The sequence below is a fragment of the Flavobacterium ginsengisoli genome, from assembly GCF_029625315.1.
Taxonomy (GTDB): Bacteria; Bacteroidota; Bacteroidia; order Flavobacteriales; family Flavobacteriaceae; genus Flavobacterium; species Flavobacterium ginsengisoli.
In genome coordinates this window covers 2,660,623-2,686,350 of record NZ_CP121110.1, presented here as the reverse complement: position 1 = coordinate 2,686,350, position 25,728 = coordinate 2,660,623, and the positions used below count along the sequence as shown (strand labels likewise).

Genomic DNA, 25,728 nt, shown 5'->3' with positions numbered 1-25,728 from the left:
TGATATATTCTCTCATTAAAAACTATCTTTTCAGAGTAAAATGCCCTCTTAAAACTGGCATTGAATCATCTACTTTTAAAGCATACCAATAATCTGAAGCAGGAAGTGGAATTTGATTTAAAGTACCATCCCAACTCATTTTAAAACGGCTTAATTGTGCGACTAGTTTTCCATAACGGTCAAAAATAGTAACTACTGCTTGAGGATAATTTTCCATTCCGGTTACTTCCCAAACATCGTTGTACGTATCGTTGTTTGGTGTAAAAAATAGAGGAAATACAAGTACTACAAATTGTTTAGTAGTTCCTCCACATCCGCTTTTTCTCTAGCATAAGCCGTCTGAAGTCCGCCAGGAACATCATAAAAGATAGTTGAATCTTGAAAATTTACACCATCTACAGAATATTCAAAATAGTCTTCGGCTTTTACAGGATAAATAATAGCTCTAGTTCCTTCAACATCAACACGTGCAATCTGCGGAACTTTATGTTCTTCTACTGTGATTGTTTTTGTACTCGTGCAATTTTCTGGAGACGGACTTGTTACAGCAACAGTGTATTTTCCGCTGGTATTGACACTGATAGTTTGAGTTGTAGCGCCATTTGACCATAAATAATTCATTCCAGAAATTCCAGCATCTAATGTTATGGATTGAAATTGGCACAAAGGCAAAGTTTCATCAGAAACAGCTGGAGGAGTATAAATCTCAATATTTATTGGAATCCTAGTCGTATTTATACAAGTACCGTTTGATGCTTCAGCATAATAAGTTGTGTTTGATGAAATTTTTGGAGTTGTAAAAGCGGTACCCATATAAAGACTCGTTCCTCCAGTTGCGGCATCGTACCAGTTTATAGATCCAACATTTGAAGTTGCTTTAATGGTTAAAGAACCTGGACCGCAATTAGTGTAAGTATCTTGCTCTGCAATAGGATCTGAGGGAGTTGCATTTACAGTTGCTTTTACCGATTTACGATTTGATTCGCAGCCAGCATCAACATAATATGTTGTAGTTGTACTTAATGTCGGAGTAGTGTAGGTGGAACCTGTTGCTAATAAATTTCCGCCAACCGCAGCATCAAACCATCTGATTGTTGCTCCAGCACTTGCAGTTGCATTAAAGGTAAAACTTCCAGAATCACAAACAGGAGTTGGATCAATGGCTGGTGTTGCAACAGGAATTGTGATTTTAGTGCTGGTTGCAATCTCTAATGGAGCTTCTCCTGGCATTCCGCCATATTCTACAATATATCCTTTTGGTTGATAAGCATCACCAGGTGTAAGTGAACCAGTATTTGATAAATCATTCCAAGAGCCTCGTATTCCAACGCCAGGTTGAGTGATGTGCGCATAATCTTCATCACCTTGGTTGTTTGGTTCTCCTGTGTTCCAGAAAGCAAAATTTGGTGTAGAGCCGTTTGCGTTTCCATTCCAAAAAATAGTTCCTGCTTCAGGACCTGTAACCCATTTCCAAACACCTTCTGTTTCAGCATCACTTCCTCCAATCCATCCAGTTCCAGAAGCTTGTTCACCAATTAATTTAGCTTCATCTGCAGATAAAATAGTTGCTAAATATCCTTTAAGACCATAATAAGTACGAGCTGCTGCTGCATCTCGTGCCGCCGTCCATGTAATGGCAATATTTGGAACATATTCGTAATAATGTTGTGTAGACGGTAAATAATTTGCCTTGCCCATTGTTATAGAAAATGTTCTAATTCCAGAAGCTGTCGCAGAAGAATTTGTGAAAACTACATCTTTTATAGCATCAACATAATCAGAATATAAAACATCTGCTCCCGTCGGACTTGATAATGTTAGTTTTCCTGCCACGGCATCCCAGCTTGTGATAATAGTTGGGTGCGAGGTAGGATTTGAAAGTTCTAGTTTGTCAAAACCGCTTGAATATCCTGAAGAAACTTGAATGTAGATGGCTTCAGTTCCTGTTTCTAAAGGGTCATGAGTTATCGTGACATCTGTTACAATTTTTATAGTACCCTGTGGACAGTACAATTGGTCGCCAGTGGCTTTGATTACTGGCGGAGCAATAGCAGAAAATTTACTGCAATCGCTAGAATAACTAGCCGTAGCATCTTTGTAAGTAGACCATCTGGCATTAGAATAGGTTGCATCGTCTACCTGAATGCACTCAAGACTTGGGTTGGAAACAAAACTTAAATTGTAAAGAGAGGTATTGTTTCCATTTTTTAAATTTAAAGAAGTTAATGAATTGTTATAGCAAATAACGGATACTAACTTAGGGTTTTTAGAAACATCTAAAGAAGTTAGTAAGGTATTGGAGCAATATAATTGTATAAGTTTAGGGTTTTTGGAAACATTAATTTCAGGAACATCTGTTGAGCTAAATTGTAATATCTCTAATGCTCCATTGTTCGTAACATCTAGATTTGATATATGATTGTTGGCAATTTGTAAATTGTTTAAACTTAAATGTTTGGCTACGTCAATACTCGTTAGTTGATTGTTTCCGGCATCTATAGCGTATAATTGAAGATTTTTAGAAATATCGAGGACACTTACCTTATTGGTGTTTAAAGTTAAAGATTTTAATATGGTATTATTGCTGATATCTAAACTTGTAATTTCATTGACATCGCACATAATGCCTTGGATAATTGTATTTTGGCTTACATCGAGACTGCTTAATTTATTGAAACTGCACGATAGTACATCCAATTTTATGTTTTTACTAATATTAAGATTTGTTAGTTGATTGTAGTTACAGACTAAATTGATTAATGCTATATTGTTAGAAAGATCTATATCTGTTAATTTGTTTCTGTCGAAATTTAAAACTTCTAAAGCTGTATTTTGAGTTACATCTAGATCTTTAAAATTATTGCTGCCGCAATCAAGAATCCTTAAAAGTTTATTGTTAGAAACATTTATGCTGTTTAATTTATTGCCAACAATATGCAATTCGGTTAGATTGATGTTTTTTGATACATCAAGATTTGTTAGATTATTGTAATAGCAACTTAAGTACTTGAGTTTTGTGTTTTTGGTAATATTTAAAGAACTGATTTTGTTGTTCCTATTAGGATCATTGTTAATTACCCCCAAGTCCAAGCTTTCTAAATTTGTAAAGTATTCAATTCCTGTTAAATCTAGAATATTTTTTCCTCGAAGCTCTAATGTTTTTAAATTTATAATGTTTGCAGTCAGGACTTGACCGTCAATAGCTCCGCTATCAATATTTAAATCGATTAAAGCTTGTTCAAAATTAGAGTCAGGAATGGAAGTATATTGTTGTGCAGAACCAATAAAATTGGACAGCAGTAAAATGAATAAAAAAGATATTTTTAGAGAGTAATTATTTTTCATTTTATAAAAGTATCACTTTTATAATAATAAAAAAATATATTTACATTTCTAACAATTTAAAGCTTAAAAATATTGTAAAATCACATTTTTTTAATAAAAACAGGAAAGGATTTTATTAAGGCCAGTTTATTTTTTGAAACAAATCCCAAACCACAATTCCGGCACTTACAGAAATATTAAGAGAGTGTTTTGTTCCTAATTGTGGAATCTCAATACATCCGTCACAGATTGCGACAGCTTCTTGAGAAACGCCATAAACTTCATTTCCGAAAACTAAGGCGTATTTCTGATCTTTTTTAATTTTAAAATCTTGAAGAAAGACAGCACTTTCAACTTGTTCGATAGCCATTGTTAATACATTTTCTTTCTTTAAGTTTTCGATAACTTCCAGAACACTTTCGTGATGTTCCCAAGCAACAGTTTCAGTCGCGCCAAGAGCAGTTTTATGAATTTCTTTATTTGGAGGAGTTGCTGTAATACCGCAAAGAATTATTTTTTCAATCAAAAACGCATCAGCAGTTCTAAAAACAGAACCAATATTATGCAGACTTCGAATATCGTCTAAAACTAATATTAAAGGGGTTTTCTCCGATTTTTTAAAATCTTCAATTGATTTACGGTCTAGTTCGCTGTTTTCGAGTTTTCTCATTGTTTTTAAATTGTAGTCATAAAAAAAGCTTCCAAAGATAAGGAAGCTTTTTGATTATTTTAAATGTTTCTCAGATTAGCTTTTTACTGGATCTGGTAAAACTGTACCTTTAATAGTAAGGATTTTTGTTGGTTGCCCTTCTGCGTTAGAAGTTACAGTTACAGTTTTTGTAAAAGCACCAACTCTGTCAGTAGCGTATTTTACACCAATAACACCTTTAGCTCCTGGAGCGATTGGTTCTTTTGGAGTAGTTGGAACAGTACATCCACAAGATCCTTGAGTGTTAGTGATAATTAATGGTTTTGTACCATTGTTAACAAAAACGAATTCACGTTTTCCATCAGCATTGTGTGCGATAGTTCCGTAATCAATAGTTTCTGTTTCGAAAAGCATTCCAGCTCCTTCAACTTTAGCAACTTTCTCAGCTTTAGCTTTTTTAGTTGTTTGTGCATTAGTAGCTGTGATACCAGCTACAGCTAACATAGCGAATAAGATTATTTTTTTCATCTTTAAGGGTCTTTTTTTTAAATGATAAACAAAGCTATATAAAATTCTTAAATCACAACCTAAAAATATCTTAAATTATTTTAATTTTTGAAGCTTTCGATATACCGCTAAAAAAGCATAAATTCGCTGTCTTAATTTTTTCATTTAAAATATAATAATTTGGCGACTAAAGAAAAAGTGGTGAAAGAAACACCTTTAATGAAACAGTACAACGAGATCAAGGCTAAATATCCTGATGCATGTCTGCTTTTCAGAGTAGGAGATTTTTATGAAACCTTTGGAGAAGACGCCATTAGAGCTTCTAAAATTTTAGGGATAACCTTAACTAAAAGAGGAGCTGGATCTGATACAGAAACAGCATTAGCAGGGTTTCCACATCATTCTGTAAATACGTATTTGCCAAAATTGGTAAAAGCTGGGCTTCGTGTAGCAATCTGTGATCAGTTGGAAGATCCTAAAATGACAAAAACTATTGTAAAAAGAGGTGTAACGGAACTTGTAACTCCAGGAGTTTCTTTAAACGATGAGGTTTTACAGTCAAAATCAAATAACTTTTTAGCATCTGTTTACTTTGCGAATAAAAATATCGGAATTTCTTTTTTAGATGTTTCAACAGGAGAATTTTTAACGGCTCAAGGAAATGCAGAATACATCGATAAATTATTGCAAAACTTTAATCCGAGTGAGGTTTTAGTGCCAAAGAATAATAAAGGCGATTTTAAAACTGCTTTTGGAGAAGATTTTCATAGCTTTTATTTAGAAGATTGGATCTATAAAGAAGATTATGCATTAGAAACCTTAACAAAGCATTTTCAGACAAATTCCTTAAAAGGATTTGGAATTGAAGAATTGAAAGAAGGAATTATTGCTTCTGGTGCCATTTTGTACTATTTATCAGAAACGCAAGCATAATCGTGTGCAAGCATATTACAGCGATTCAGCGTATAGCAGAAGATGCGTATGTTTGGATGGATCGTTTTACCATTCGAAATCTAGAATTATATCACAGTTATAATCCAAATGCAGTTACGCTTTTGGATGTTATCGATAAAACGCTTTCTCCAATGGGAGGACGTTTATTAAAACGTTGGTTAGCATTGCCGTTAAAAGATGCTAATAAAGTTAAAAGCCGTCATGAGGTTGTGGCGTATTTAAAATCGAATTCTGAAATCCTTCATAATATCCAATATCAAATCAAGCAGATTTCAGATTTAGAGCGTTTAATTTCTAAAATTGCTCGCAGGAAAAGTTTCTCCTCGCGAAATCGTGTATTTAAAGGAATCTTTGGATGCTATTATTCCAATTAAAACTCTAGCGTTAGAAAGTCCGCAGGAAGCGGTAAAAGTTATTGGAGATAGTTTGCATGCTTGCGATTTGCTTCGTGAAAAAATTAAGACTACACTAAATCAAGATGCTCCAGTTGCCATTTCGAAAGGAAATGCTATTGCGAGCGGAATAAATGAGGAACTGGATGAGCTTCGTGCAATTTCAACTTCAGGAAAAGAATTTTTAGAAGGAATTGAAAAAGAGAATCTGAAAGAACTGGAATTTCGTCATTGAAAATTTCTTTTAATAATGTTTTCGGATATTATATCGAAGTTAGAAACACACATAAAGATAAAGTTCCAGAAGAATGGATTCGTAAACAGACTTTGGTAAATGCGGAACGGTATATTACCGAAGAACTAAAAGAATACGAAACTAAAATCTTAGGAGCTGAAGAGAAAATCTATAAAATAGAAAGCGAGCTTTTCGAACAATTGGTAGCTTGGATTTCTACCTATATCAAACCAGTTCAAATGAACGCGTATTTGGTTGCGCAATTGGATTGTTTGTGTTCGTTTACGCAAATGGCTGTCGAAAATCAATATGTGCGACCTGAAATCGATGATACATTCGAATTGGATATCAAAAACGGAAGACATCCTGTAATTGAAAAACAATTGCCGGTTGGAACGCCGTATATCGCCAATGATGTTTTCTTAGATAGAGAAACGCAACAAATTATTATGATTACTGGGCCAAATATGTCGGGTAAATCGGCGATTTTAAGACAAACGGCTTTGATTGTACTTTTGGCTCAAATGGGGAGTTTTGTTCCTGCTGATAGTGTTAGAATGGGAATTGTAGACAAGATTTTTACCAGAGTAGGAGCTTCAGATAATATTTCGATGGGAGAATCTACTTTTATGGTAGAAATGAACGAAACAGCTTCTATTTTGAATAACTTATCAGATAGAAGTTTGGTATTGTTAGATGAGATTGGAAGAGGAACAAGTACTTATGACGGAATCTCGATTGCTTGGGCAATTGCCGAATTCTTGCACGAACATCCAGGAAGAGCTAAAACGCTTTTTGCAACACATTATCATGAGCTGAATGAAATGACAGAATCGATGCCGAGAATCCAAAATTTCAATGTGGCAGTAAAAGAGCTTAAGGATACTGTTTTATTTGTTAGAAAACTGGTTAAAGGAGGAAGCGCACATAGTTTTGGAATTCATGTGGCAAAAATGGCTGGAATGCCTCAGCTTGTTATTTCAAAAGCACAAAAGCTTTTAAAGAAATTAGAAAAGAATCATTCAAGCGATGCTTTGAACGGAATAAAATCGGCAAATGAAGAAATGCAGATGAGTTTCTTTAATCTGGATGATCCTTTGTTGGAAGAGATAAAAGAAGAAATTTTAAATCTCGATATTAATGCAATTACACCAGTAGAAGCGCTGATGAAATTGAATGAGATTAAAAGAATGCTGGTAAAGAAATAAATTTTAAAATTTTTTCAAATTTAAACTTTAGGTTATCAGAACGTTATAAAATAAGTGGATTTTTTTTTGAAAAAACGCTTGTGTAATTGAATAAATGTCCTAAATTTGCACTCGCAATACGAAACAAAACAAGTGTTGCGGTTCTTAATAAATTTGAAAATGCGAAAATAGCTCAGTTGGTAGAGCGCGACCTTGCCAAGGTCGAGGTCGCGGGTTCGAGCCCCGTTTTTCGCTCTAAAACCATACAATGCTCGGATGGTGAAATTGGTAGACACGCTGGACTTAAAATCCAGTGAACAGCAATGTTCGTGCGGGTTCAAGTCCCGCTCTGAGTACTAAAGCCTCTTCTTTTGAAGAGGCTTTTTTTATTTGCAGACTTGCAGAAAATAAATTTACGCAGTAAATTTATTAGAATCTCAGAATCTCAGAATCTCAGAATCTCAGAATCTCAGAATCTCAGAATCTCAGAATCTCAGAATCTCAGAATCTCAGAATCTCAGAATCTCAGAATCTCAGAATCTCAGAATCTCAGAATCTCAGAATCTCAGAATCTCAGAATCTCAGAATCTCAGAATCTCAGAATCTCAGAATCTCAGAATCTCAGAATCTCAGAATCTCAGAATCTCAGAATCTTAGAATCTCAGAATCTCAGAATCTCAGAATCTCAGAATCTCAGAATCTCAGAATCTCAGAATCTCAGAATCTCAGAATCTCAGAAAAAAAATCAACAATCTAAAATCTAAAATTTATAAATGGGTGCTTTTGTAATTAGCAAGCGGTTTAATGATGAATATAAGTTTACGTTTACTTCTCGAAAAGGGAAGGTGATCTTTACGAGTTTGAGTTACGAATTAAGATTTGAATGTGAAGAGGATATTGAGAAGTTTAAAGCGAATATAGAGCTTGCGAAATTCTTGAAGTTTAAAGGTTCTGGAGGGAAGTATTTTTTTAAATTGATGTTGGGTGAGGTTCATTTTGCTACAAGTCGAAAATACAGCACGGAATTGCTTTTGCAGAAAGGGATAAAAGAAATTGTAACATATTCTTCTAAGTCGGAAATTTTGGATTTTTCTTCGAGTGAGTCGATTTTTGGTGATGAGGAGGTTGAAGAAGAAATAGAAGAGGCGGCTGAATAAATAATAAAAAAAAGCGTTCACAATTTATGAACGCTTTTTTTTATTGCTTGTAATTAATGGAAAAATTAATCACAAAAAAAACCATCTAAAAGATGGTTTTAAAATCGTTAGAACTTAGGTTCTAATTATTTTTTTACTTCTTCTACTTTAGCAAGAAGCAGAATCAACTTTAGCAGACAGCAGAATCAACAGTTGCAGCAGCAGAATCAACAACAGCAGCAGCTGAATCAACAGCAACAGCAGTAGAATCTACAGCAGGAGCTTCAGCAGCAGCGTCAGCTTTTTTACAAGATACAACAGTTAATACAGCAACAACAGCTAAACTTAAAAATACTTTTTTCATCTTACTTTATTATAAAAGGTTAATTATTAATTCGTGGCAAAGATATAAATTTTTTAATATGTAAAATATTTTTTCACTTTTTTTTAAAATATTTTCCTTACTCACGTTTATCTTATTTATCAAAGAATATGCCAAAACTACAAAATTTTCTTAAATTATCTAATTTATAGGCTAAATAATTTTTTGTTGAATATTCTTTATAAAAATGGGCTATTTTATTTCTCTGATTAATGGTTTTTCTGATTTTTTAAGACTATTAATTTAGGTTTTCAAATGTAAAAAGCGGTCTTAATTGTGTTGTTTTTCTAAATTTAACACTTTTTATTGGTGCAAAAGGCTATACAACTAGTTTTATGATAGTCTCGGTTGCGCCTTTGTTGGTTTGAATGAATGATCTAGAGATTTCGCTTTTTTCTTCTAGAAAGTTTTTGTCCTTTAATAAATTATCAAAAATTTCTTTTAGTTCCGAACTTGTTGATATTGGTATGCAACCTCCAATTTTGACTAAGGCGATAGCTTCTGCAAAATTTGAATAATTAGGGCCAATTACGATTGGCATTCCAAAAGTTGCTGGTTCAAGAATGTTGTGTATTCCAGGATTTCCAAATCCGCCACCTACATATGCAATCGTTCCGTAACTATAAATCTTGGTTAAGATTCCGACAATGTCGATTATAAAAACATTGTAGCCGGATAGGTCTTTGTTTTCTTTTTCTGAAAATAAAATTGTCGACTTTGTAATTTTTGATTGAAGATCTGTAATCTGATCTGGCTTTATATTGTGCGGGGCAATTATGAATTTTACATTTTCTGGCGCCTGATTGATGTATTCGGCTAGCAAAGCTTCATCTTTTGGCCATGAGCTTCCAATAACAATTGTCTGCTTGTTGTTTTTGAAGTTTTCTATATAATCCAAACGATTGTCTCTTTCTAAAATAGCATTTACACGATCAAAACGGGTATCGCCAGAAACAATTACATTTTTAAAACCTAAACTTTCGACTTTTTCTTTCGATTTTTCATTTTGAACAAAGAAATAAGTAAAAGCTTTTAAGGCATTTCTGTAAAATCCGCCATACCATTTAAAGAACATTTGATTGTCTCTAAAAATTCCTGAAATCAAATAAGTTGGAGTTTTATGGTCTTCAAGTTCTTTTAGGTAATTAAGCCAAAATTCATATTTAATAAAGAATGCTTTTTCTGGATGAACAAGCTTGATGAATTTTTTTGCGTTGCTTTTAGTGTCCAATGGGAGGTAAATGGTAACGTCGGCAACTGTATTATTTTTACGCACTTCGTATCCAGATGGTGAAAAAAAGGTTACAATAATTTTATGGGAAGGATATTTCTCTTTGATTTTTTCTATAACAGGAAGTCCTTGCTCGTACTCTCCTAAAGAAGCAGAATGAAACCAAATCGTTTTGTCTTCTGGTTGTATTTTTTCTTTTAGTGTGCTAAAAACACTTTTTCGGCCTTCTACAAAAAGCTTAATTTTCGGACTAAACAAGGATATGATTCTTAAGAAAAATCCTGCGATATGTATGGCTAGATTGTATAAAAAAAGCATGTAATTTTTTTTGCGACTAAATTACATTTCTTTCGACTATTTTCATTGGTTTGAAGCTATTAATAACTATTTTTGTTCTTCCTTTTAGAGATTTCTGTCCGAAAACAGTGTCTTTAATTTTTTTAAATACATTCAAAATGAAAAAAATACAAATGGTTGACTTAAAGAGTCAATACGAAAAAATAAAATCTACTGTAGACGCTTCAATTCAAGAAGTTTTAGATACAAATACTTATATCAACGGACCTTTAGTTCATCAATTTCAAAAGAATCTTGAAGATTATTTAGGGGCAAAACACGTTATTCCTTGTGCTAACGGTACAGATGCGTTGCAGATTGCCATGATGGGATTAGATCTGAAGCCAGGAGACGAAGTTATTACTGCCGATTTTACTTTTGCAGCAACTGTTGAGGTTATTGCATTGTTGCAATTAACTCCAGTTTTGGTTGATGTTGATTTGCATAACATGAACATCGATATCGAAGCAGTTAAAAAAGCAATTACACCAAAAACAAAAGCGATTGTTCCGGTTCATTTATTTGGACGTGCAGCTAATATGGATGCAATTATGGAAATTGCGACTGAACATAATTTATATGTAATCGAAGATAACGCACAAGCAATAGGTGCAGATTATATTTCTAAATCTGGATCAAAAGTAAAAGTAGGTACAATTGGCCACGTTGCGGCAACTTCATTCTTTCCTTCTAAAAACTTAGGTTGTTATGGAGATGGAGGAGCGATTTTTACAAATGATGATAAATTGGCGCATATTATTCGTGGAATCGTAAATCACGGAATGTATGAGCGTTACCACCACGATGTTGTGGGTGTAAATTCTCGTTTGGATAGTATTCAAGCAGGGGTTTTAAATGCTAAATTACCGTTGTTAGATGAGTATAATGCGAGCACGTCGTTTAGCGGCAACAAAATACAATGCGGCTTTTGCTGGAAATGCAAAAATTATCACTCCAGATTTTGATGCAAACGAGAATGATCACGTTTTTCATCAATACGTTTTAAGAATTTTAGACGCAGACAGAAATGCTTTAATGCGAGCATTTATTAGATAAAGGAATTCCGTGCGCAATTTATTATCCAATTCCATTGCATTCTCAAAAAGCATATTTAGATCCTCGTTATAAAGAAGAGCAATTTCCAGTTACAAACCAATTAGTACAGGAAGTAATTGCTTTGCCAATGCACACAGAACTTGACGACGAACAAATTAAATTTATTACCGATTCTGTTTTAGAATTTTTAAATAAATAAAGATGAGAAAAGGTAGTCTTTTAATTTTAATGATTCTTCTTCAGTTTTCGGTTTTGGCTCAAAAAACGAATTCTAAAGAAGAGAATGCCGTTAGCAGTCAAATCGAAATTTTGCGTCAGGCAATGATTGATGCTGATGGAGCGAAATTGAAAGCGCTAACTTCGGACAAATTAAATTATGTTCACTCAAATGGTAATTTTCAAAACCAAGCTGAATTTATAGAAGGAATCGTAAGTGGAAAATCTGATTTTGTTTCGATCGATTTTCAGAACCAAACTATAACTATTCAAAATGATGTTGCCATAGTTCGACATGTTTTATCGGCTCATACCAAAGACGATGGAATAGATCGAGATATTAAAATAGGAATAATGCTCGTTTGGCAGAAACAAAAAGGCAAATGGGTTTTAATTGCTAGACAAGCTTATAAATTAACTACATAAAACAACCACAAAAAAATGAAAGTATTAGTAACAGGAGGATTAGGTTTTATCGGTTCTCACACCGTAGTCGAATTACAAAATGAAGGCTTCGAGGTAGTGATCATTGATAATCTTTCTAATTCTTCAGAAGATGTTTTAAAAGGAATTACTGCGATTACAGGAAAAACGCCTTTATTCGAGAAAATTGATTTAAGAGAGAAAAGTGCCGTTCGGGATTTTTTTAAAAAACATAATGATGTTACTGGTGCCATTCATTTTGCCGCTTCAAAAGCAGTTGGCGAAAGTGTTGAACAGCCTTTATTGTATTATGAAAATAACATTAGCAGTTTAGTTTATCTTTTACAAGAATTACAGCAAAAACCTGAAGCGAGTTTTATTTTCAGCTCTTCTTGTACGGTTTACGGTCAAGCCGAAAAAATGCCAATTACAGAAGATGCTCCGGTTCAGGCAGCAATGTCTCCGTACGGAAACACAAAACAGATTGGAGAAGAAATTATTACAGATACAGCTAAAGTTACCAATATCAGCGCTATTTTATTGCGTTACTTTAATCCAGTAGGAGCACACGAATCTGTTGAAATTGGAGAATTACCATTAGGAGTTCCGCAAAATTTGGTTCCGTTTATTACACAAACTGGAGTAGGATTGCGTCAGGAATTATCGGTTTTCGGAAATGATTACCCAACACCAGACGGAACTGCTGTTCGTGATTACATTCACGTCGTAGATTTAGCAAAAGCACACGTAATTGCTTTACAACGTTTGTTAAACAAAAAGAACTTGGCAAAAGTAGAAACTTTCAATTTAGGAACAGGAAAAGGAAGTTCTGTTTTAGAAGTCATTCATAGTTTTGAAAAAGTTAGCGGTAAAAAATTGCCTTACAAGATGATGCCTCGTCGTGAAGGTGATATTACTGAAGCTTATGCAAATACAGATAAGGCAAATAATGTCTTAGGATGGAAGGCTGAACTAAGTTTAGACGAAGCAATGGCAAGTGCTTGGAAATGGGAACAAAAAGTGAGGAATAAATAGTTTTTTAAATAAAATTATAAATTTTTAAGATCCCAAATTATAGCAATATAGTTTGGGATTTTTTTTAACGGGCATTTTATGAAACAGAATTTAGATTATAAATTAATTATAGCCCTTGCAGCCGTTGGAATTGTTTGGGGTACAACATTTTTAGGAATTAAGGTAGCAGTTGAAACGATTCCGCCTTGGTTTGTAACTTCAATTCGTCAGGGACTGGCAGGATTGATTATGATGACGATTTTATTATTCAAAAAAGAATTAGAATGGATTGGTTGGGAGAATTTCAAGCAACAGCTTATTGCTTCGGTTTTAATGCTTGTGATTGCAAATGGTTTTACAACAATTGCAGAGCAGAATATCCCAAGCGGACTAGCATCGGTCATAAATGCGCTGACTCCAATTCTTATTTTCTTGGGTAGTATTATGTTTGGATTGCAAAAAATGAGTTTAAAGGGATTTACTGGAGTGATTATTGGTTTTTCTGGTGTAGTTTTTATTTTTAAAGATGGACTTGTATCGTTTTTAGATGCCAATTACAGAACAGGAATGATGTTTATGGGATTTGCAATTTTGGCTTGGGCAGCAGGGACAATTTATACCAAAACGCATGCTAATAAATCGAAGAATATAACTCTTAATTTATTTTATCAATTTACAATCGCATCTTGCATTCAGTTAGTTTTGGCTTCGATTTTTTCGCCAAATCCTGACTTTAGTTCGTGGAGTTCAAGAAGTATTTTTGCGGCTTTGTATTTGTCAATCTTTGGATCTGTGATTGCTTTCTTCTGTTATAATTATGCTTTAAAACATGTTACAGCAGTTCAAGTTTCTATTTTGTCCTATATCAATACTATAATTGCGGTTTTCTTGGGCTGGTTGCTTTTGGATGAAATAATTACAATTGATTTTATTATTGCTACAGCTCTTATTATTCTTGGGGTTTTTATTGTAAATTACAAAAAGAAGGAAAAGAAAGCTGTATAAATTTTGATTCAATTTATTTTGTAAATTTGTAAGATTAAAATGTAGGAATGATGAGTTCGGATAAAGAAAATAAAAAGAATAACAAGGTCGAAGAACCAAGAGTAGAATACGAAGTTCAAAAAACTAAACTTAAGGGAATAGATCCTGAAACTTTTGATTTTGATGCTGAATTTGCAAAAGGATTAACACCGGAGGAGTTTAAAGCTGAAATGTCTAAAAGAATAAAAGCTTATCCTTGGAAAAAATAATTTTTGAAAATAGCGTTCTAGAATATTTTGATAATTTAGTTTTTGTTCTTTTTGAAAAAGAGTATTTCGGGTTCGTTGAGTCAGCCCAAATTTATATCAACAAAATAGTAGATTATATTAAATCAAATATATCAACCTTTCCACACAGCAAAACTCCAGATTCTCTCCGTTATCTAGGTTCAAATTATATTTTCTATAAAACTAGCTCAAGAACAACTTGGTATATATTTTTTGAAAAGAGTAATCAAAACTACCTGATTACTGGAATTCTAAATAATTATAGCGAAGAAGCAAAGGAATTATAAAATAAAATCCTCATAAACTTATCAAAGTATATGAGGATTTATTGTTTTATACAGTTAACCACTGAAAACTGTCAATAAGACTGAACACTTAAAAATTAAGCATTAGCAACGGCAGCTTCTTTGTCAATTTTATTAATCAAACCAGTTAATACTTTTCCAGGACCAACTTCAGTAAACAAAGTCGCGCCGTCAGCAATCATTTGCTGTACAGATTGTGTCCATCTTACAGGAGCAGTCAATTGAATAATTAAGTTCTTTTTAATTTCGTTCGCATCAGAAACTGCATTTGCAGTTACGTTTTGATACACTGGGCAAATTGGAGTAGAGAAAGTAGTTGCTTCAATTGCGGCAGACCAATTCTTCTCTTGCTGGTTCCATCATTGGAGAGTGGAAAGCACCTCCAACAGGTAAAATTAAAGCACGTTTTGCTCCGGCAGCTTTCATTGCTTCGCAAGCTTTTTCAACAGCAGTAGTTTCACCAGAAATTACCAATTGACCTGGGCAGTTATAGTTAGCAAGCAACCACAACACCATCGATAGAAGCGCAAACTTCTTCAACAACATTATCAGCTAAACCTAAAACAGCGACCATTGTAGATGGAGTGATTTCGCATGCTTTTTGCATAGCCAAAGCACGTTGAGAAACCAATTTAAGTCCATCTTCAAAAGACAAAGTTCCGTTTGCTACCAAAGCAGAAAATTCTCCTAAAGAGTGTCCTGCAACCATTTCCGGTTTGAAATTTTCTAAAGTTTTGGCTAAAATAACAGAGTGTAAAAATACAGCTGGCTGTGTTACTTTAGTTTCTTTTAGTTCTTCGGCAGTGCCTTCAAACATGATATCTGTAATTCTGAAACCTAATATTTCATTAGCTTTTTCGAATAATTCTTTGGCTAAAGCCGAATTTTCATAAAGGTCTTTACCCATTCCTGTGAATTGTGCACCTTGACCTGGAAATACGTATGCTTTCATTTGTCTAATTTGTTTTTTATTTTTTTTGAAATTGAAAATTAGCTTCAATTGAAAGGCAAAAATAATACTTTTTTATTTCGTATAATCCTTAAACATGTAAATCCATGCTAATCTGGAAAATCGGAGATTGAAAGAAGTTAATAAAGTAATCACAACAGCAATAATGGGAATGATTCTTAAATCGAAATTTTTCTCGAAGAAAAACTGAGCAATACAATAAGTGGCAATTCCTTGAGCAACTGTTAATCCGTAGTTTACATACATTGCTCCAAAGAAATAACCAGGTTCTTTTTGGAATTTATAATTGCAATGACTGCAGTATTCATTCATTTTTGGTAAACCAAAATTAAAGAAAATGTTTTTGTCTGTAAAAACTTTTCCTTTATGACAAATAGGACATTCGTTGCTTAAAATATGAGTTAATGCGCTTGACATGACTTTGTTGTTTTTTGTTTATACAAAGGTAATTCAGAGGTTTATAAAAGTCTTTTTTATATCTTCGCTTATTGTAGCACAATAAAGACATTTTTTATGAAACGATATCCGATTTATAGTGTTCAGAATTTTAGCTGTAACGATATTCACCGTGATTTTTATGTCAATACTTTTACAGAACATTTAAAGAATCACAGTTTTGTCGAAGAACCGCATAGGCATGATTCGTATTTAATGGTTTTTTTTACGAAAGGTTCTGGATTGCATGAAGTCGATTTTGACCAGTTCGAAATCAAAAGAGGAAGCCTTTTTGTGCTACAGCCAGGACAAATGCATCATTGGAATTTGTCTGAAGATATCGAAGGTTTTGTTATTATCTTTTCTCAGGAATTGTATAATTTGTATTTCGGACAAAAAAAGATCAATGATTATAATTTTTATCATTCCATTCATAATCGACCAGAAATGGTTTTTGAAGAAAATGAAATCCCAAAAATCCTTCCATATTTCGATTTGCTGATTCAGGAAAACAATCAAAATAGTAAACATCAATTAGATAAATTGTTGAATTTGTTAGATTGTATTCATATTGAAGTCGCTCGAAAATACAATGAAACTTATTCGCATCAAGCGCATTCCTACAATATCAAAATTAATGCATTTGAATCCATTTTAGAAGAATATTTCAGAACCCAAAAGTTGCCATCGTTTTATGCAGACAAGCTAAATATAACGTTGAAACATTTAAACAGAATTTGCAACGAAATCCTTGAAAAAACAGCTACAGAAGTAATCACGGATCGAGTAATTCTAGAAATAAAAAGAATGCTGATCGATAAGCAATTAGCGGTAAACGAGGTAGCATTTAAAGTAGGTTACGAAGATTACTCGTATTTCTCTAGATTTTTCAAAAAACAAACAGGAATGTCGCCAACAGAATTTAGAAACACAGTACGATGAATTTTAAGGTCTGCCACGAATTGCACGAATTTCTACGAATTATTTTTTAGCCACAGATTAAAAAGATTATTTGGATTTCTAATCTGTGGAAATCCTTTAAATCTGTGGCAAAATTTCGGCTTTGAGAGAAAAAGTTTGGGGAAATTCGTGTAATTCGTGGCAAACAAAAAGCCCTGCAAAATGCAGAGCTTCAATAACCAACCAATTAAATCCGAGAATGCTTAATTAGGCTTGTTTTACAAATTGTAATTCAATGTTCAAACGAACTTCTTCTCCAACTAAAACACCACCTGTTTCAAGAGCTGAGTTCCAGTTTAAACCCCAATCTTTACGATTAATTTTTCCTTCTATGCTTAAACCTACTTTTGTATTTCCCCAAGGATCAGTCATGATTCCACTAAATTCAACTGGGAATTTTACTGTTTTAGAAACACCTTTAATGTTTAAATCTCCAGTTAATTCAAATTCACCATCATTGATTTTTTTGAAAGAAGAAGATTTGAAAGTTAATTTTGGATGATTTTCAGCATCAAAGAAATCACCGCTTCTTAAATGTCCGTCGCGATCTGCGTTTGCAGTATCTACTGAAGCGATATCAGCAGAAAAACTGAAATCTGCATTATCAAAACTATCTCCTTCTGTGATTGCAGAAGCTTCATAAGCTCCAAATTTTCCTGAAACATTTGTAAACATCATGTGTTTAACTTTAAAACCAATTTCTGAGTGAGTTGGGTCAATTGACCATTTTGTAGTTGCCATAATTTTATTTTTTTAAATATTTTAAATAATTAATTTCATTTTGATAGGACAAAGTTACGGTGACAGTTGTCCTAGAGCACTTAATCTAGATTAAGAAATAAAAAAGATGATGTGTTTTTGTCGCAGATTACAGGGAGTAAAAAAAAAAACATGTTGCCACGCATTGCTCTAATTACCACGAAATAAATTGAATCAAAATTTGTGAAAATTTGTGCAATTTGTGGCAAAAAAAAATCACTTTAATCTGTGTAATCTGTGGCAAAAAACTATGCAAAAAGCTTAGGTTTTATTATTCATATAAAATGTCAACGCTCCCGACGGACATTTATTAACTGTTGAAATTATTTTCTCAGTTGTAGATTTTTCTGGAGTAATCCAAGGTTTTTCTTTTGGACGAAAGACATCTGGATTGTTTTTGACACAATTTGTCGAATGAATACATTTTCCAGATTGCCATACAATCGTAACTTCTCCGTTTGTATATTCTTTAATGAGGTTATTTGGATTCATGGTTTAAAATTTTAAGGATGAATTTAATTTTAAAGTCAGACCAATTTTCTTATTTATAAAGTTAGTCTTTCTTTTTTAAAATTGAGCAAAAAAAGAAACGATAATAGTCTGATTTACAGATTTATTATCGTTTCAAGGTACAGGTATTAATTGTTTTTGTTTGAATTAATAATTCATTGGAATATCCATCAATAAAAATTCAGCATCTGTATTGGCTTTAATATTCAAAGTGTCAGTTCCTGAAATTCCTACCGCATCACGAGTATTTAATTCTTGACTGTTGATGGTAACATTTCCTTTTAAAATGAAAGCATAAACTCCGTTTCCTTCTTTTTTGATTTTATATTCTGTTGCAGTTCCTGCATCAAAATTTCCCATGTTGAACCAAGCGTCTTGGTGAATCCAAACTCCTTCATCGTCCGCATTTGGAGATAAAACTTGTGCCAATTTATTATGTCTGTCAGCAACATTTAAAGTAATTTGCTGGTAACGTGGCGTCACATTTCTTTTGTTTGGAAATAACCAAATCTGTAATAATTTAGTCTGCTGATCTGTGTTCGGGTTAAATTCACTATGCTGAATTCCAGTTCCGGCACTCATAACCTGAATGTCTCCGTTTTTAATTACTTCAGTATTTCCCATGCTGTCTTTGTGAGCCAAATCACCTTCTAACGGAATTGTAATAATTTCCATGTTATCGTGAGGGTGAGTTCCAAATCCCATTCGGCTGCAATCGTGTCATCATTCAAAACACGAAGTGCTCCAAACTGAATTCTGTCTGGATTGTACCAGCTCGCAAAACTAAAGCTATGATAAGCGTTCAACCATCCGTGATTAGCATTTCCTCTTGTGTCTGCTTTGTGCAATACTATATTTTCCATGATTTTGTCTTTTATTGATTTTGATAGTACAAAGATACAGCCGATGAAAAGGAAAAGCACTTAATGTAGATTAAGAAAAGATTCTGAGGCTCTAAGATGCTAAGTTTCTAAGTTTTTTTCTGAAGCAGATATTTTCGTTTTCAAAAGACGTTTAGTCCCGCTATCCGTTGCAATCTTTTGTGGTGAACCCCACCACAAAAGGATTTTCACTTCTATCGGGGCTATGCGAGAAGTTTCATTTTTATAAGAAGGTTCAAAGGCACAAAGTTACAGAGGTTCAAAGGTTTTACCTCAAAGTAACCAAATGGTTTGTCATTTCGGCGAAGGAGAAATCTTCGCAAGTAACTCTATAAAGATTGGAAATTATAAAGTTTTTTTAGCTTCAAATTAGTCACACAGTTTGTCATTCTGAGGAACGAAGGATCACACGAGAAATTCCGCCTGCATAATCGCCAATCTTTGTCGACTTCCGAGTGTGATCCTTCGTTCCTCAGGATGACAAGATTGCGCTGAATTACTTAATCCTAACCAATTTTCCTTTCCCAACCACTTCATCAAGATAATTTGCAGAAGAACTTTTCTTGTCATGCATGAAAAAAGGAATCGTATCTTTTTCGATTTGATCTTTTGCAATACTTATAACTAAATCGGTATTAATGAAATTATCCAATACTATTTTGTTGCCATAAGAAACCTTTCCTTTTGGCATAAACTTGTTATCAAAAACAAAAATGCTATCCTTAAAAGTGATTTTATCTTTTTGGATATAAGAATTGTCATCTTCAATCAAATAATTGTAACGGCCAGTAAGTTTTTCCGTTTTTTGACTGAAGTTAATAGAAATCAAACTAAAAAGTAAAACAAAATATTTCATGACATTCTAACTATATTGATTTATAAACTGCTTGCACAACTGCATCTGTATTCTCATGGCGTTTCTCTCTTTCTAAAACAGTCGGAGGAGCACTTCTTTCCAAACAATCTTTTACAGCGCAAGTTTCGCAAGTTACACCTACAATTCGTTTTACCAAAGGTTTTCCATCAATGAATTTAAATTTCTTTTTCATTGTCGGATTAATTAGGATTCCGACAGAAATACTTCGAATAAAATTCTCGGCAAAAGGATCCTTTGTAGCCGAAGAAAAAACCAAATATTCGTTTCCACTATTGGCATAGCTCGAAATCTGTGCATCAAAAAAATGAGATTTATTTTGTTTGATGGCTTCGTCAATCGTTTTAACCGAAACCCATCTCCTGCAATAATGTTCGTTGGTTTCGTTGGCGTGCGGTTCTTGCTGATGTGTAATATGTAATTCTTTATTGATCTGATAAAAATCTGAACCGATTTTGTGTGACAATCTTAAGAAAAATAAGTTTTTCAGCTGAAAATCTTTTGGCAATAAATTGGTCAGTCGCTGATAAAAAGATTCTGGTGAAACTTTAAAGCTTTCGATTAATTGAACAAATTCTTCTGGTTTTGGATTTTCATTTTCTAAAAAAGTATTGATTTTATTTACAACCAATTTTCTTGGCAATAATAAAGCACCAGCAAAATAAGAAGCATAAAAATTATTTAGAACCTGATCGAAATTATCAAATTTAATCCAGCTGAAAGTCAGTAAACGATCGGAAATTTTTAAATAATTATAAGCAATTTCTTTAGCTAAAATAAACGCTTTTTGCGGAGCGTCAAGTTCTGTAGAAAGCAATAAAGTCTTACTTTTCGGAACATAAATCGAACGCAAATCGTCTAAAGCTTCCTGATCTGCAAACGCAATTTCTTTGATATTGTATTCGTATTCTTCTTTTAAAATTGCCTCTAATTCTTCTACAGTAATTTTAGAATCCAGATTAATCTGAAACGACTTCGAAAACGAAATTACTTTTTCTTCTAAATCTTCAAAATAATTGCTGTGAGCTTCCTGATACGAACGCAAAGAAGCCAAAAAGAAGCTTTCACGACTTAAATTATAATGTTGCGCAATTTCGATAATCGTGCTAATAAATGCATTGACTTTTGCGGGAGCATTGGCAATAATATCAATTAGATCGGCTTCCTGAATTCCGAAAAGCTCGAGCGGAATCTCTTTTAAAATTCCGGATTTCAAGATTTCGCCAATCGGAGCGAGGTTGTTGTCGAGTTTTAAAGACACCATTTGGTCGTAAGTCACGTCCAAATGTTCGCAGAGCAATAAAATTTTATCTGTTTTTGGATATTTTTTTCCCTTTTCAATCTCGTTTAAGTACGATTTTGAAAGATTTGTCAATTTGGCCAAGCCAAAAAGTGACAGATTTTTTTGCGTTCTGACTTGCTTCAATTTTAATCCGAAGATCAGCTTTATATAGTCTTTTTCGATATCCATGAATCAAATATAGGTATTCTAAAAATAATCGCCAAAAAATTATTTTTCATTTTTAGCGAACGTTCGCTTGTTTTGTAAAAAACTTTTTTCTAATATTGTGGTGTAGAAAATATTAATTATCAGTTTGTTATGTATTTGTGTTTTTGAAAAACATAGAATCGATTCAATTGCTGCTAATGAAATTAAAAACCACAGCTATGAAAAACCAATTAGAAATTACCGAAACGGCAATGGAATTTTTAGCCGAAAAGAAGCTTCGTTATCCAAAAATCTGGACAGAAGAAGCAATTGTTTTTATAACTGAATTGCATAGAAGATTCGAATCACAGCGAAAACTATTGCTTTTACAGAGAGAACAAAAACAAGTCGCTTTTGATCAGGGAATTATGCCAGTTTTTATTCTGGAAACCAAAGGTGTCAGAGAAGGCAATTGGAAAGCTGGTGAAATTCCGAAAGATTTATTGGATCGTAGAGTAGAAATCACGGGGCCAGTTGATCGCAAAATGATTATCAATGCGTTGAATTCGGGAGCAAAAACCTTCATGGCCGATTTTGAAGACAGCACTTCGCCAACTTGGCAAAACCTTATGGACGGTCAAGTAAATCTAATCGATGCGGTAAACAAAACAATCACTTATACGGATTTGGTAAAACAGAAATCCTATCATTTAAATGAAAAAATCGCAACGCTAATTGTACGTCCGAGAGGTTTGCATTTGCCGGAAAAACATGTTCTAGTTGAAGGAAATGAAGTTTCGGGTTCTTTGATAGATTTTGGTTTGTATGTTTTTCATAATCATAAGCGACTTTTAGAAAACAATTCTGGACCGTATTTCTATATTCCGAAATTAGAGCATTATCTGGAAGCGCGTTGGTGGAATAATGTAATTGATTTTACCGAGGATTATTTAAAACTGAACAGAGGAACGATAAAAGTGACGGTTTTAATTGAAACGATAACGGCAAGTTTTCAATTGGATGAAATTATCTACGAATTGAAAGAACATATCGTTGGCTTAAACTGCGGACGCTGGGATTATATTTTCTCATACATCAAAAAGTTTAGAAAAAATCCAAAATTCATTGTACCAGATCGCGATCAGGTAACTATGACTTCGCCTTTTATGAATGCTTATTCAAATCTAGTAATTCAAAGATGTCATAAAAGAGGCATTCATGCAATTGGCGGAATGGCGACTCAAATTCCGATTCGAAATAATGAAGAAGCCAATGCAGTTGCTTTCGCAAAAGTAAGAACCGATAAAGAACGTGAAGTTAAAAATGGACACGACGGAACTTGGGTAGCGCATCCAGATTTAGTTGCAATTGCAAAAGAGATTTTTGATAAAGGAATGCCAACTCCAAATCAGATTCATGTAAAAAGAGAACATCGAAAAATTACAGAAGCTGATTTGATTGAACCACCAATTGGAATCATTACTGAAAATGGCGTTCGAAAAAATATAAATGTTGGAGTATTGTATTTGGCTTCATGGCTGAACGGGCAAGGCGCCGCCGCATTGCACAATTTGATGGAAGATGCTGCGACGGCCGAAATTTCGAGATCGCAATTATGGCAATGGCTTCAAAATAAAGTGCTTTTAGATAATGGACGAAAATTAGATTTGGCTTATTATCATGAATTGGCTTTGGATGAATTCAGAAAAATTAAGGAAGAACTAGGGGAAGAAAATTATGAAAAACAACAATTTCCATTAGCCGAAAAAATGTTAGAAAGACTAGTTGTAAACCTGCATTTTGTGGATTTCCTTACTCTTCCATGTTATAAATATCTATAAGCTTTTAAAATCTGCTCAATCTGCCAGATCTGCGAACGAATAAATTTTTCTCGCAGATTTAGCAGATCAGGCAGATAAAATGAGAGAAAAAATCAGTCTGGTTAAACTGAACACTTAAAACTTTGACTGAACACTAAAAAACGAACCACTTTAACTAAACTATATTATGAAAACAACAGAAGACAGAATTCAGGAATTGATTAACGATTGGATTACGAACCCGAGATGGAAAGGAGTAGAGCGTCCTTATACTGCAAGCGAAGTAGTAACACTTCAGGGGTCTTATAAAATTGAGCATTCTATTGCTAAAATGGGTGCAGAGAAATTATGGAGAAAGTTAAAAAGTCAGGATTATGTTGCGGGTTTGGGAGCGTTGACTGGAAATCAAGCGATTCAGGAAGTGGATGCTGGTTTAGAAGCAATTTATTTAAGCGGATGGCAAGTTGCTGCTGATGCAAATCTGGCTGGAGAAATGTATCCTGACCAATCGCTTTATCCAGTAAACAGTGTTCCGATGGTGGTAAAAAAGATCAACAACGCTTTATTGCGTGCTGATCAGATTCAGACTGTAAATAATATTGAAGATAGAAAAGATTATTTAGTTCCAATTGTAGCTGATGCTGAAGCTGGTTTTGGTGGAAACCTAAATGCTTTCGAATTAATGAAATCTATGATTGAAGCTGGAGCTTCTGGAGTTCATTTTGAAGATCAGCTGAGTTCTGCAAAAAAATGCGGACACTTGGGCGGAAAGGTTTTAGTTCCAACGCAAGAGGCGATTAATAAATTAATTGCGGCACGTTTGGCTTCAGATGTCATGGGAGTTTCAACTTTAATTGTAGCTCGAACAGATGCCGATGCGACTAATCTATTAACAAGCGATGCCGATCCTAGAGACAGAAAATTTCTAACAGGAGAAAAAACGGCGGAAGGCTTTTTCTACGTAAAAAACGGAATCGATCAGGGAATTGCAAGAGGTTTAAGCTACGCACCATACGCAGATTTGATCTGGATGGAAACCAGTAATCCCGATTTAGATTATGCAAGAAAGTTTGCAAAAGCCATGAAAAAAGAATTCCCAGATAAAATGCTGGCGTATAATTGTTCTCCGTCTTTCAATTGGGCGACAAAATTATCAGTTGCTGAAATGGAAACATTTAGAGAAGATTTAGCGACAATGGGATATAGTTTTCAATTCATTACTTTAGCAGGATTCCATGCTTTAAATACAAGTATGTTCGAATTGTCAAGAGCTTATAAGGAACGAGGAATGGCAGGTTATTCTGAATTGCAGGAACGCGAATTTGCTTTACAGAAAAACGGATTCAGAGCCGTAAAACACCAGGCTTTCGTAGGAACGTCTTATTTTGACGCTGTTCAGAACACGGTAATGTTAGGTAAATCAGCAATAACCGCAATGGAACATTCTACAGAGGTTGAGCAATTTTAATTCAAGAGAAAATACGGTTCGATTACGAGCCGTATTTTTTGCCACAGATTTCACAGATTAAAAGGATTAAAAAATGTTGCCACGAATTACACAAATTTTCACGAATTTCATTTTAATTTAATTTGTGAAAATTTGTGTAATTCGTGGCAAAAAAATCCTTCTAATCTGTAAAATCTGTGGCTAAACCTTTTATTTCTTCAAAAGCCGAGCTTTCATTTTGCTGAAGAATTCTGGTGTTACGCCAATGAAAGAAGCGATTTGTTTTTGAGGAACTTTGTGTACCAACGTTCCGTATTTTTTTGTGAATTTTTCGAAACGTTCTTCCGCAGGTAAACTCAAGTTGTCCATTAATCGCTGTTGATTCGCAACCAATGAATTCTCAATTAAAATTCTAAAAAATCGCTCCAATTTTGGAATTTCAAGATACAATTGTTCCTGATTTTCTTTAGACAAAGAAACCACTTCAGCTTCTTCCAGAACTTCAATAAAAAGCTGTCCCGGTTTTTGCGAAAAATAACTGTACATATCGCTCATCCACCATCCTTCACAAGCAAATGAAAGAACGTGTTCAACAATATTATCGTTGATATTGAAACTTCTTAAAATACCTGAATTTACGAAATAGGAATGTTTGCAGACTTCGCCAGCATTTAATAAAAGCGTTTTGGCTTTGTAAGTGTTGGTTTCTAGTTTAGATAAAAAAAGCGCCTGTTCTTCTGGTGTCAGAGAAACGTGTTTGGCAATGTTTTCAAGAATTAATGCCATTATTTTTTATCGTCGATTAAAGTAAATGAAGTTGCTTTGAATCTGTCTCCTTTAATTTCTCCTGTAACTAAAGCTTTGCTTATTGCATTACAGAAACCTTTTTCAGCATGAGCGTCTCCATGATCATGAATTGTCGTTCCGTCAACGAAATAAGATTTTCCGTCAATACGAACTGCTAAATCACAGCTTTTACCTTTCATTCCAAATTGGCATTCCCCGCAAGATGCTTCCACAATTGT

General features: G+C 33.8%; 22 protein-coding genes, 2 tRNA genes and 4 pseudogenes. 13 read left to right on the top strand and 15 right to left on the bottom strand.

The window, feature by feature from the left end:
- Positions 1 to 22 precede the first annotated feature (22 nt).
- The 4 genes from P5P87_RS12520 to P5P87_RS12505 form a co-directional block, all read right to left on the bottom strand.
- The gene (locus P5P87_RS12520; RefSeq protein WP_278022741.1) at positions 23 to 217 is read right to left on the bottom strand and encodes a T9SS type B sorting domain-containing protein; all 195 of its coding nucleotides are present in this window, start codon (positions 215 to 217) and stop codon (positions 23 to 25) included.
- Between the two features lie 68 nt (positions 218 to 285).
- Entirely contained in the window at positions 286 to 3,345 is a 3,060-nt protein-coding gene (locus P5P87_RS12515; RefSeq protein ID WP_278022740.1) for an Ig-like domain-containing protein, read from the bottom strand.
- Between the two features lie 115 nt (positions 3,346 to 3,460).
- Complete coding sequence (locus P5P87_RS12510) at positions 3,461 to 3,994, bottom strand: RNA methyltransferase (RefSeq protein WP_278022739.1); 534 nt, start codon at positions 3,992 to 3,994, stop codon at positions 3,461 to 3,463.
- A 75-nt stretch (positions 3,995 to 4,069) separates the two neighbouring features.
- The gene (locus tag P5P87_RS12505; RefSeq protein ID WP_198854415.1) at positions 4,070 to 4,501 is read right to left on the bottom strand and encodes a DUF1573 domain-containing protein; all 432 of its coding nucleotides are present in this window, start codon (positions 4,499 to 4,501) and stop codon (positions 4,070 to 4,072) included.
- A 159-nt stretch (positions 4,502 to 4,660) separates the two neighbouring features.
- Between P5P87_RS12505 and mutS the strand changes: the two are divergent.
- The 4 genes and pseudogenes from mutS to P5P87_RS12485 all read left to right on the top strand — a co-directional run bounded on the left by mutS (position 4,661) and on the right by P5P87_RS12485 (position 8,405).
- Positions 4,661 to 7,269, top strand: a pseudogene (gene mutS / locus P5P87_RS12500) (DNA mismatch repair protein MutS).
- Positions 7,270 to 7,430: 161 nt separating this feature from the next.
- Positions 7,431 to 7,503 (top strand) — tRNA-Gly (locus tag P5P87_RS12495).
- 15 nt (positions 7,504 to 7,518) lie between these two features.
- Positions 7,519 to 7,604, top strand: a tRNA-Leu gene (locus P5P87_RS12490).
- A gap of 417 nt (positions 7,605 to 8,021) precedes the next feature.
- Entirely contained in the window at positions 8,022 to 8,405 is a 384-nt protein-coding gene (locus tag P5P87_RS12485; protein WP_198854413.1) for a DUF1508 domain-containing protein, read from the top strand.
- A 169-nt stretch (positions 8,406 to 8,574) separates the two neighbouring features.
- Here the strand turns inward: P5P87_RS12485 and P5P87_RS12480 are convergent, their stop codons facing one another.
- Both P5P87_RS12480 and P5P87_RS12475 read right to left on the bottom strand, forming a co-directional pair.
- On the bottom strand, positions 8,575 to 8,748 hold the full coding sequence (locus P5P87_RS12480; RefSeq protein ID WP_278022738.1) for a PG1828 family lipoprotein: 174 nt from the start codon (positions 8,746 to 8,748) through the stop codon (positions 8,575 to 8,577).
- Positions 8,749 to 9,085: 337 nt separating this feature from the next.
- The gene (locus tag P5P87_RS12475) at positions 9,086 to 10,315 is read right to left on the bottom strand and encodes a 3-deoxy-D-manno-octulosonic acid transferase (RefSeq protein WP_278022737.1); all 1,230 of its coding nucleotides are present in this window, start codon (positions 10,313 to 10,315) and stop codon (positions 9,086 to 9,088) included.
- Between the two features lie 137 nt (positions 10,316 to 10,452).
- On the opposite strand from P5P87_RS12475, the pseudogene P5P87_RS12470 reads away from it, so the two are divergent.
- The 6 genes and pseudogenes from P5P87_RS12470 (at position 10,453) to P5P87_RS12445 (ending at position 14,600) form a co-directional block, all read left to right on the top strand.
- Positions 10,453 to 11,588, top strand: a pseudogene (locus tag P5P87_RS12470) (DegT/DnrJ/EryC1/StrS family aminotransferase).
- A gap of 2 nt (positions 11,589 to 11,590) precedes the next feature.
- The gene (locus P5P87_RS12465; protein WP_198854410.1) at positions 11,591 to 12,031 is read left to right on the top strand and encodes a nuclear transport factor 2 family protein; all 441 of its coding nucleotides are present in this window, start codon (positions 11,591 to 11,593) and stop codon (positions 12,029 to 12,031) included.
- Between the two features lie 15 nt (positions 12,032 to 12,046).
- The gene (gene galE, locus P5P87_RS12460) at positions 12,047 to 13,063 is read left to right on the top strand and encodes a UDP-glucose 4-epimerase GalE (protein WP_278022736.1); all 1,017 of its coding nucleotides are present in this window, start codon (positions 12,047 to 12,049) and stop codon (positions 13,061 to 13,063) included.
- Between the two features lie 78 nt (positions 13,064 to 13,141).
- The gene (locus P5P87_RS12455) at positions 13,142 to 14,047 is read left to right on the top strand and encodes a DMT family transporter (protein ID WP_198854409.1); all 906 of its coding nucleotides are present in this window, start codon (positions 13,142 to 13,144) and stop codon (positions 14,045 to 14,047) included.
- Between the two features lie 47 nt (positions 14,048 to 14,094).
- Entirely contained in the window at positions 14,095 to 14,295 is a 201-nt protein-coding gene (locus tag P5P87_RS12450; RefSeq protein WP_198854408.1) for a hypothetical protein, read from the top strand.
- The gene (locus P5P87_RS12445) at positions 14,283 to 14,600 is read left to right on the top strand and encodes a hypothetical protein (RefSeq protein ID WP_278022735.1); all 318 of its coding nucleotides are present in this window, start codon (positions 14,283 to 14,285) and stop codon (positions 14,598 to 14,600) included. Before P5P87_RS12450 ends, P5P87_RS12445 begins: the two co-directional genes overlap by 13 nt.
- Positions 14,601 to 14,695: 95 nt before the next feature.
- On the opposite strand, the pseudogene fabD reads toward P5P87_RS12445, so the two are convergent.
- Both fabD and P5P87_RS12435 read right to left on the bottom strand, forming a co-directional pair.
- Positions 14,696 to 15,570, bottom strand: a pseudogene (gene fabD / locus P5P87_RS12440) (ACP S-malonyltransferase).
- 72 nt (positions 15,571 to 15,642) lie between these two features.
- Positions 15,643 to 16,005: a DUF983 domain-containing protein gene (locus P5P87_RS12435; protein WP_198854405.1), complete on the bottom strand. Its 363-nt coding sequence runs from the start codon at positions 16,003 to 16,005 to the stop codon at positions 15,643 to 15,645.
- Positions 16,006 to 16,101: 96 nt separating this feature from the next.
- On the opposite strand from P5P87_RS12435, the gene P5P87_RS12430 reads away from it, so the two are divergent.
- Positions 16,102 to 16,965, top strand: a complete 864-nt coding sequence (locus tag P5P87_RS12430) for a helix-turn-helix domain-containing protein (RefSeq protein WP_278022734.1) — start codon at positions 16,102 to 16,104, stop codon at positions 16,963 to 16,965.
- A 225-nt stretch (positions 16,966 to 17,190) separates the two neighbouring features.
- Here the strand turns inward: P5P87_RS12430 and P5P87_RS12425 are convergent, their stop codons facing one another.
- The 5 genes and pseudogenes from P5P87_RS12425 to P5P87_RS12405 form a co-directional block, all read right to left on the bottom strand.
- Positions 17,191 to 17,724 (bottom strand): YceI family protein, encoded by a 534-nt coding sequence (locus P5P87_RS12425; RefSeq protein WP_198854403.1) that lies wholly within the window; start codon positions 17,722 to 17,724, stop codon positions 17,191 to 17,193.
- A 279-nt stretch (positions 17,725 to 18,003) separates the two neighbouring features.
- Entirely contained in the window at positions 18,004 to 18,234 is a 231-nt protein-coding gene (locus P5P87_RS12420) for a (4Fe-4S)-binding protein (protein WP_198854402.1), read from the bottom strand.
- Positions 18,235 to 18,399: 165 nt separating this feature from the next.
- Positions 18,400 to 19,115 (bottom strand): annotated as a pseudogene (locus P5P87_RS12415) (pirin family protein).
- A 514-nt stretch (positions 19,116 to 19,629) separates the two neighbouring features.
- Entirely contained in the window at positions 19,630 to 19,989 is a 360-nt protein-coding gene (locus tag P5P87_RS12410; RefSeq protein ID WP_278022733.1) for a hypothetical protein, read from the bottom strand.
- 10 nt (positions 19,990 to 19,999) lie between these two features.
- Positions 20,000 to 21,478, bottom strand: coding sequence for a helix-turn-helix domain-containing protein (locus tag P5P87_RS12405; RefSeq protein ID WP_278022732.1), 1,479 nt, complete (start codon positions 21,476 to 21,478; stop codon positions 20,000 to 20,002).
- A gap of 197 nt (positions 21,479 to 21,675) precedes the next feature.
- Between P5P87_RS12405 and aceB the strand changes: the two genes are divergently transcribed.
- Both aceB and aceA read left to right on the top strand, forming a co-directional pair.
- Complete coding sequence (gene aceB, locus P5P87_RS12400) at positions 21,676 to 23,277, top strand: malate synthase A (protein WP_278022731.1); 1,602 nt, start codon at positions 21,676 to 21,678, stop codon at positions 23,275 to 23,277.
- Positions 23,278 to 23,443: 166 nt separating this feature from the next.
- Complete coding sequence (aceA, locus tag P5P87_RS12395) at positions 23,444 to 24,724, top strand: isocitrate lyase (protein WP_278022730.1); 1,281 nt, start codon at positions 23,444 to 23,446, stop codon at positions 24,722 to 24,724.
- Between the two features lie 189 nt (positions 24,725 to 24,913).
- Here the strand turns inward: aceA and P5P87_RS12390 are convergent, their stop codons facing one another.
- Both P5P87_RS12390 and P5P87_RS12385 read right to left on the bottom strand, forming a co-directional pair.
- Positions 24,914 to 25,489: a Crp/Fnr family transcriptional regulator gene (locus tag P5P87_RS12390; RefSeq protein ID WP_066032734.1), complete on the bottom strand. Its 576-nt coding sequence runs from the start codon at positions 25,487 to 25,489 to the stop codon at positions 24,914 to 24,916.
- A complete protein-coding gene (locus P5P87_RS12385; RefSeq protein ID WP_422854091.1) occupies positions 25,489 to 25,722 on the bottom strand; it encodes a DUF6370 family protein in 234 nt (77 codons plus the stop codon). Before P5P87_RS12385 ends, P5P87_RS12390 begins: the two co-directional genes overlap by 1 nt.
- Positions 25,723 to 25,728: the final 6 nt, after the last annotated feature.

Bases quoted from the DNA above. Each gene is read 5' to 3' on its own strand.
- P5P87_RS12520 (WP_278022741.1), bottom strand. From the start codon at position 217: ATGGAAAATTATCCTCAAGCAGTAGTTACTATTTTTGACCGTTATGGA.
- P5P87_RS12515 (WP_278022740.1), bottom strand. From the start codon at position 3,345: ATGAAAAATAATTACTCTCTAAAAATATCTTTTTTATTCATTTTACTG.
- P5P87_RS12510 (WP_278022739.1), bottom strand. From the start codon at position 3,994: ATGAGAAAACTCGAAAACAGCGAACTAGACCGTAAATCAATTGAAGAT.
- P5P87_RS12505 (WP_198854415.1), bottom strand. From the start codon at position 4,501: ATGAAAAAAATAATCTTATTCGCTATGTTAGCTGTAGCTGGTATCACA.
- P5P87_RS12485 (WP_198854413.1), top strand. From the start codon at position 8,022: ATGGGTGCTTTTGTAATTAGCAAGCGGTTTAATGATGAATATAAGTTT.
- P5P87_RS12480 (WP_278022738.1), bottom strand. From the start codon at position 8,748: ATGAAAAAAGTATTTTTAAGTTTAGCTGTTGTTGCTGTATTAACTGTT.
- P5P87_RS12475 (WP_278022737.1), bottom strand. From the start codon at position 10,315: ATGCTTTTTTTATACAATCTAGCCATACATATCGCAGGATTTTTCTTA.
- P5P87_RS12465 (WP_198854410.1), top strand. From the start codon at position 11,591: ATGAGAAAAGGTAGTCTTTTAATTTTAATGATTCTTCTTCAGTTTTCG.
- galE (WP_278022736.1), top strand. From the start codon at position 12,047: ATGAAAGTATTAGTAACAGGAGGATTAGGTTTTATCGGTTCTCACACC.
- P5P87_RS12455 (WP_198854409.1), top strand. From the start codon at position 13,142: ATGAAACAGAATTTAGATTATAAATTAATTATAGCCCTTGCAGCCGTT.
- P5P87_RS12450 (WP_198854408.1), top strand. From the start codon at position 14,095: ATGATGAGTTCGGATAAAGAAAATAAAAAGAATAACAAGGTCGAAGAA.
- P5P87_RS12435 (WP_198854405.1), bottom strand. From the start codon at position 16,005: ATGTCAAGCGCATTAACTCATATTTTAAGCAACGAATGTCCTATTTGT.
- P5P87_RS12430 (WP_278022734.1), top strand. From the start codon at position 16,102: ATGAAACGATATCCGATTTATAGTGTTCAGAATTTTAGCTGTAACGAT.
- P5P87_RS12425 (WP_198854403.1), bottom strand. From the start codon at position 17,724: ATGGCAACTACAAAATGGTCAATTGACCCAACTCACTCAGAAATTGGT.
- P5P87_RS12420 (WP_198854402.1), bottom strand. From the start codon at position 18,234: ATGAATCCAAATAACCTCATTAAAGAATATACAAACGGAGAAGTTACG.
- P5P87_RS12410 (WP_278022733.1), bottom strand. From the start codon at position 19,989: ATGAAATATTTTGTTTTACTTTTTAGTTTGATTTCTATTAACTTCAGT.
- P5P87_RS12405 (WP_278022732.1), bottom strand. From the start codon at position 21,478: ATGGATATCGAAAAAGACTATATAAAGCTGATCTTCGGATTAAAATTG.
- aceB (WP_278022731.1), top strand. From the start codon at position 21,676: ATGAAAAACCAATTAGAAATTACCGAAACGGCAATGGAATTTTTAGCC.
- aceA (WP_278022730.1), top strand. From the start codon at position 23,444: ATGAAAACAACAGAAGACAGAATTCAGGAATTGATTAACGATTGGATT.
- P5P87_RS12390 (WP_066032734.1), bottom strand. From the start codon at position 25,489: ATGGCATTAATTCTTGAAAACATTGCCAAACACGTTTCTCTGACACCA.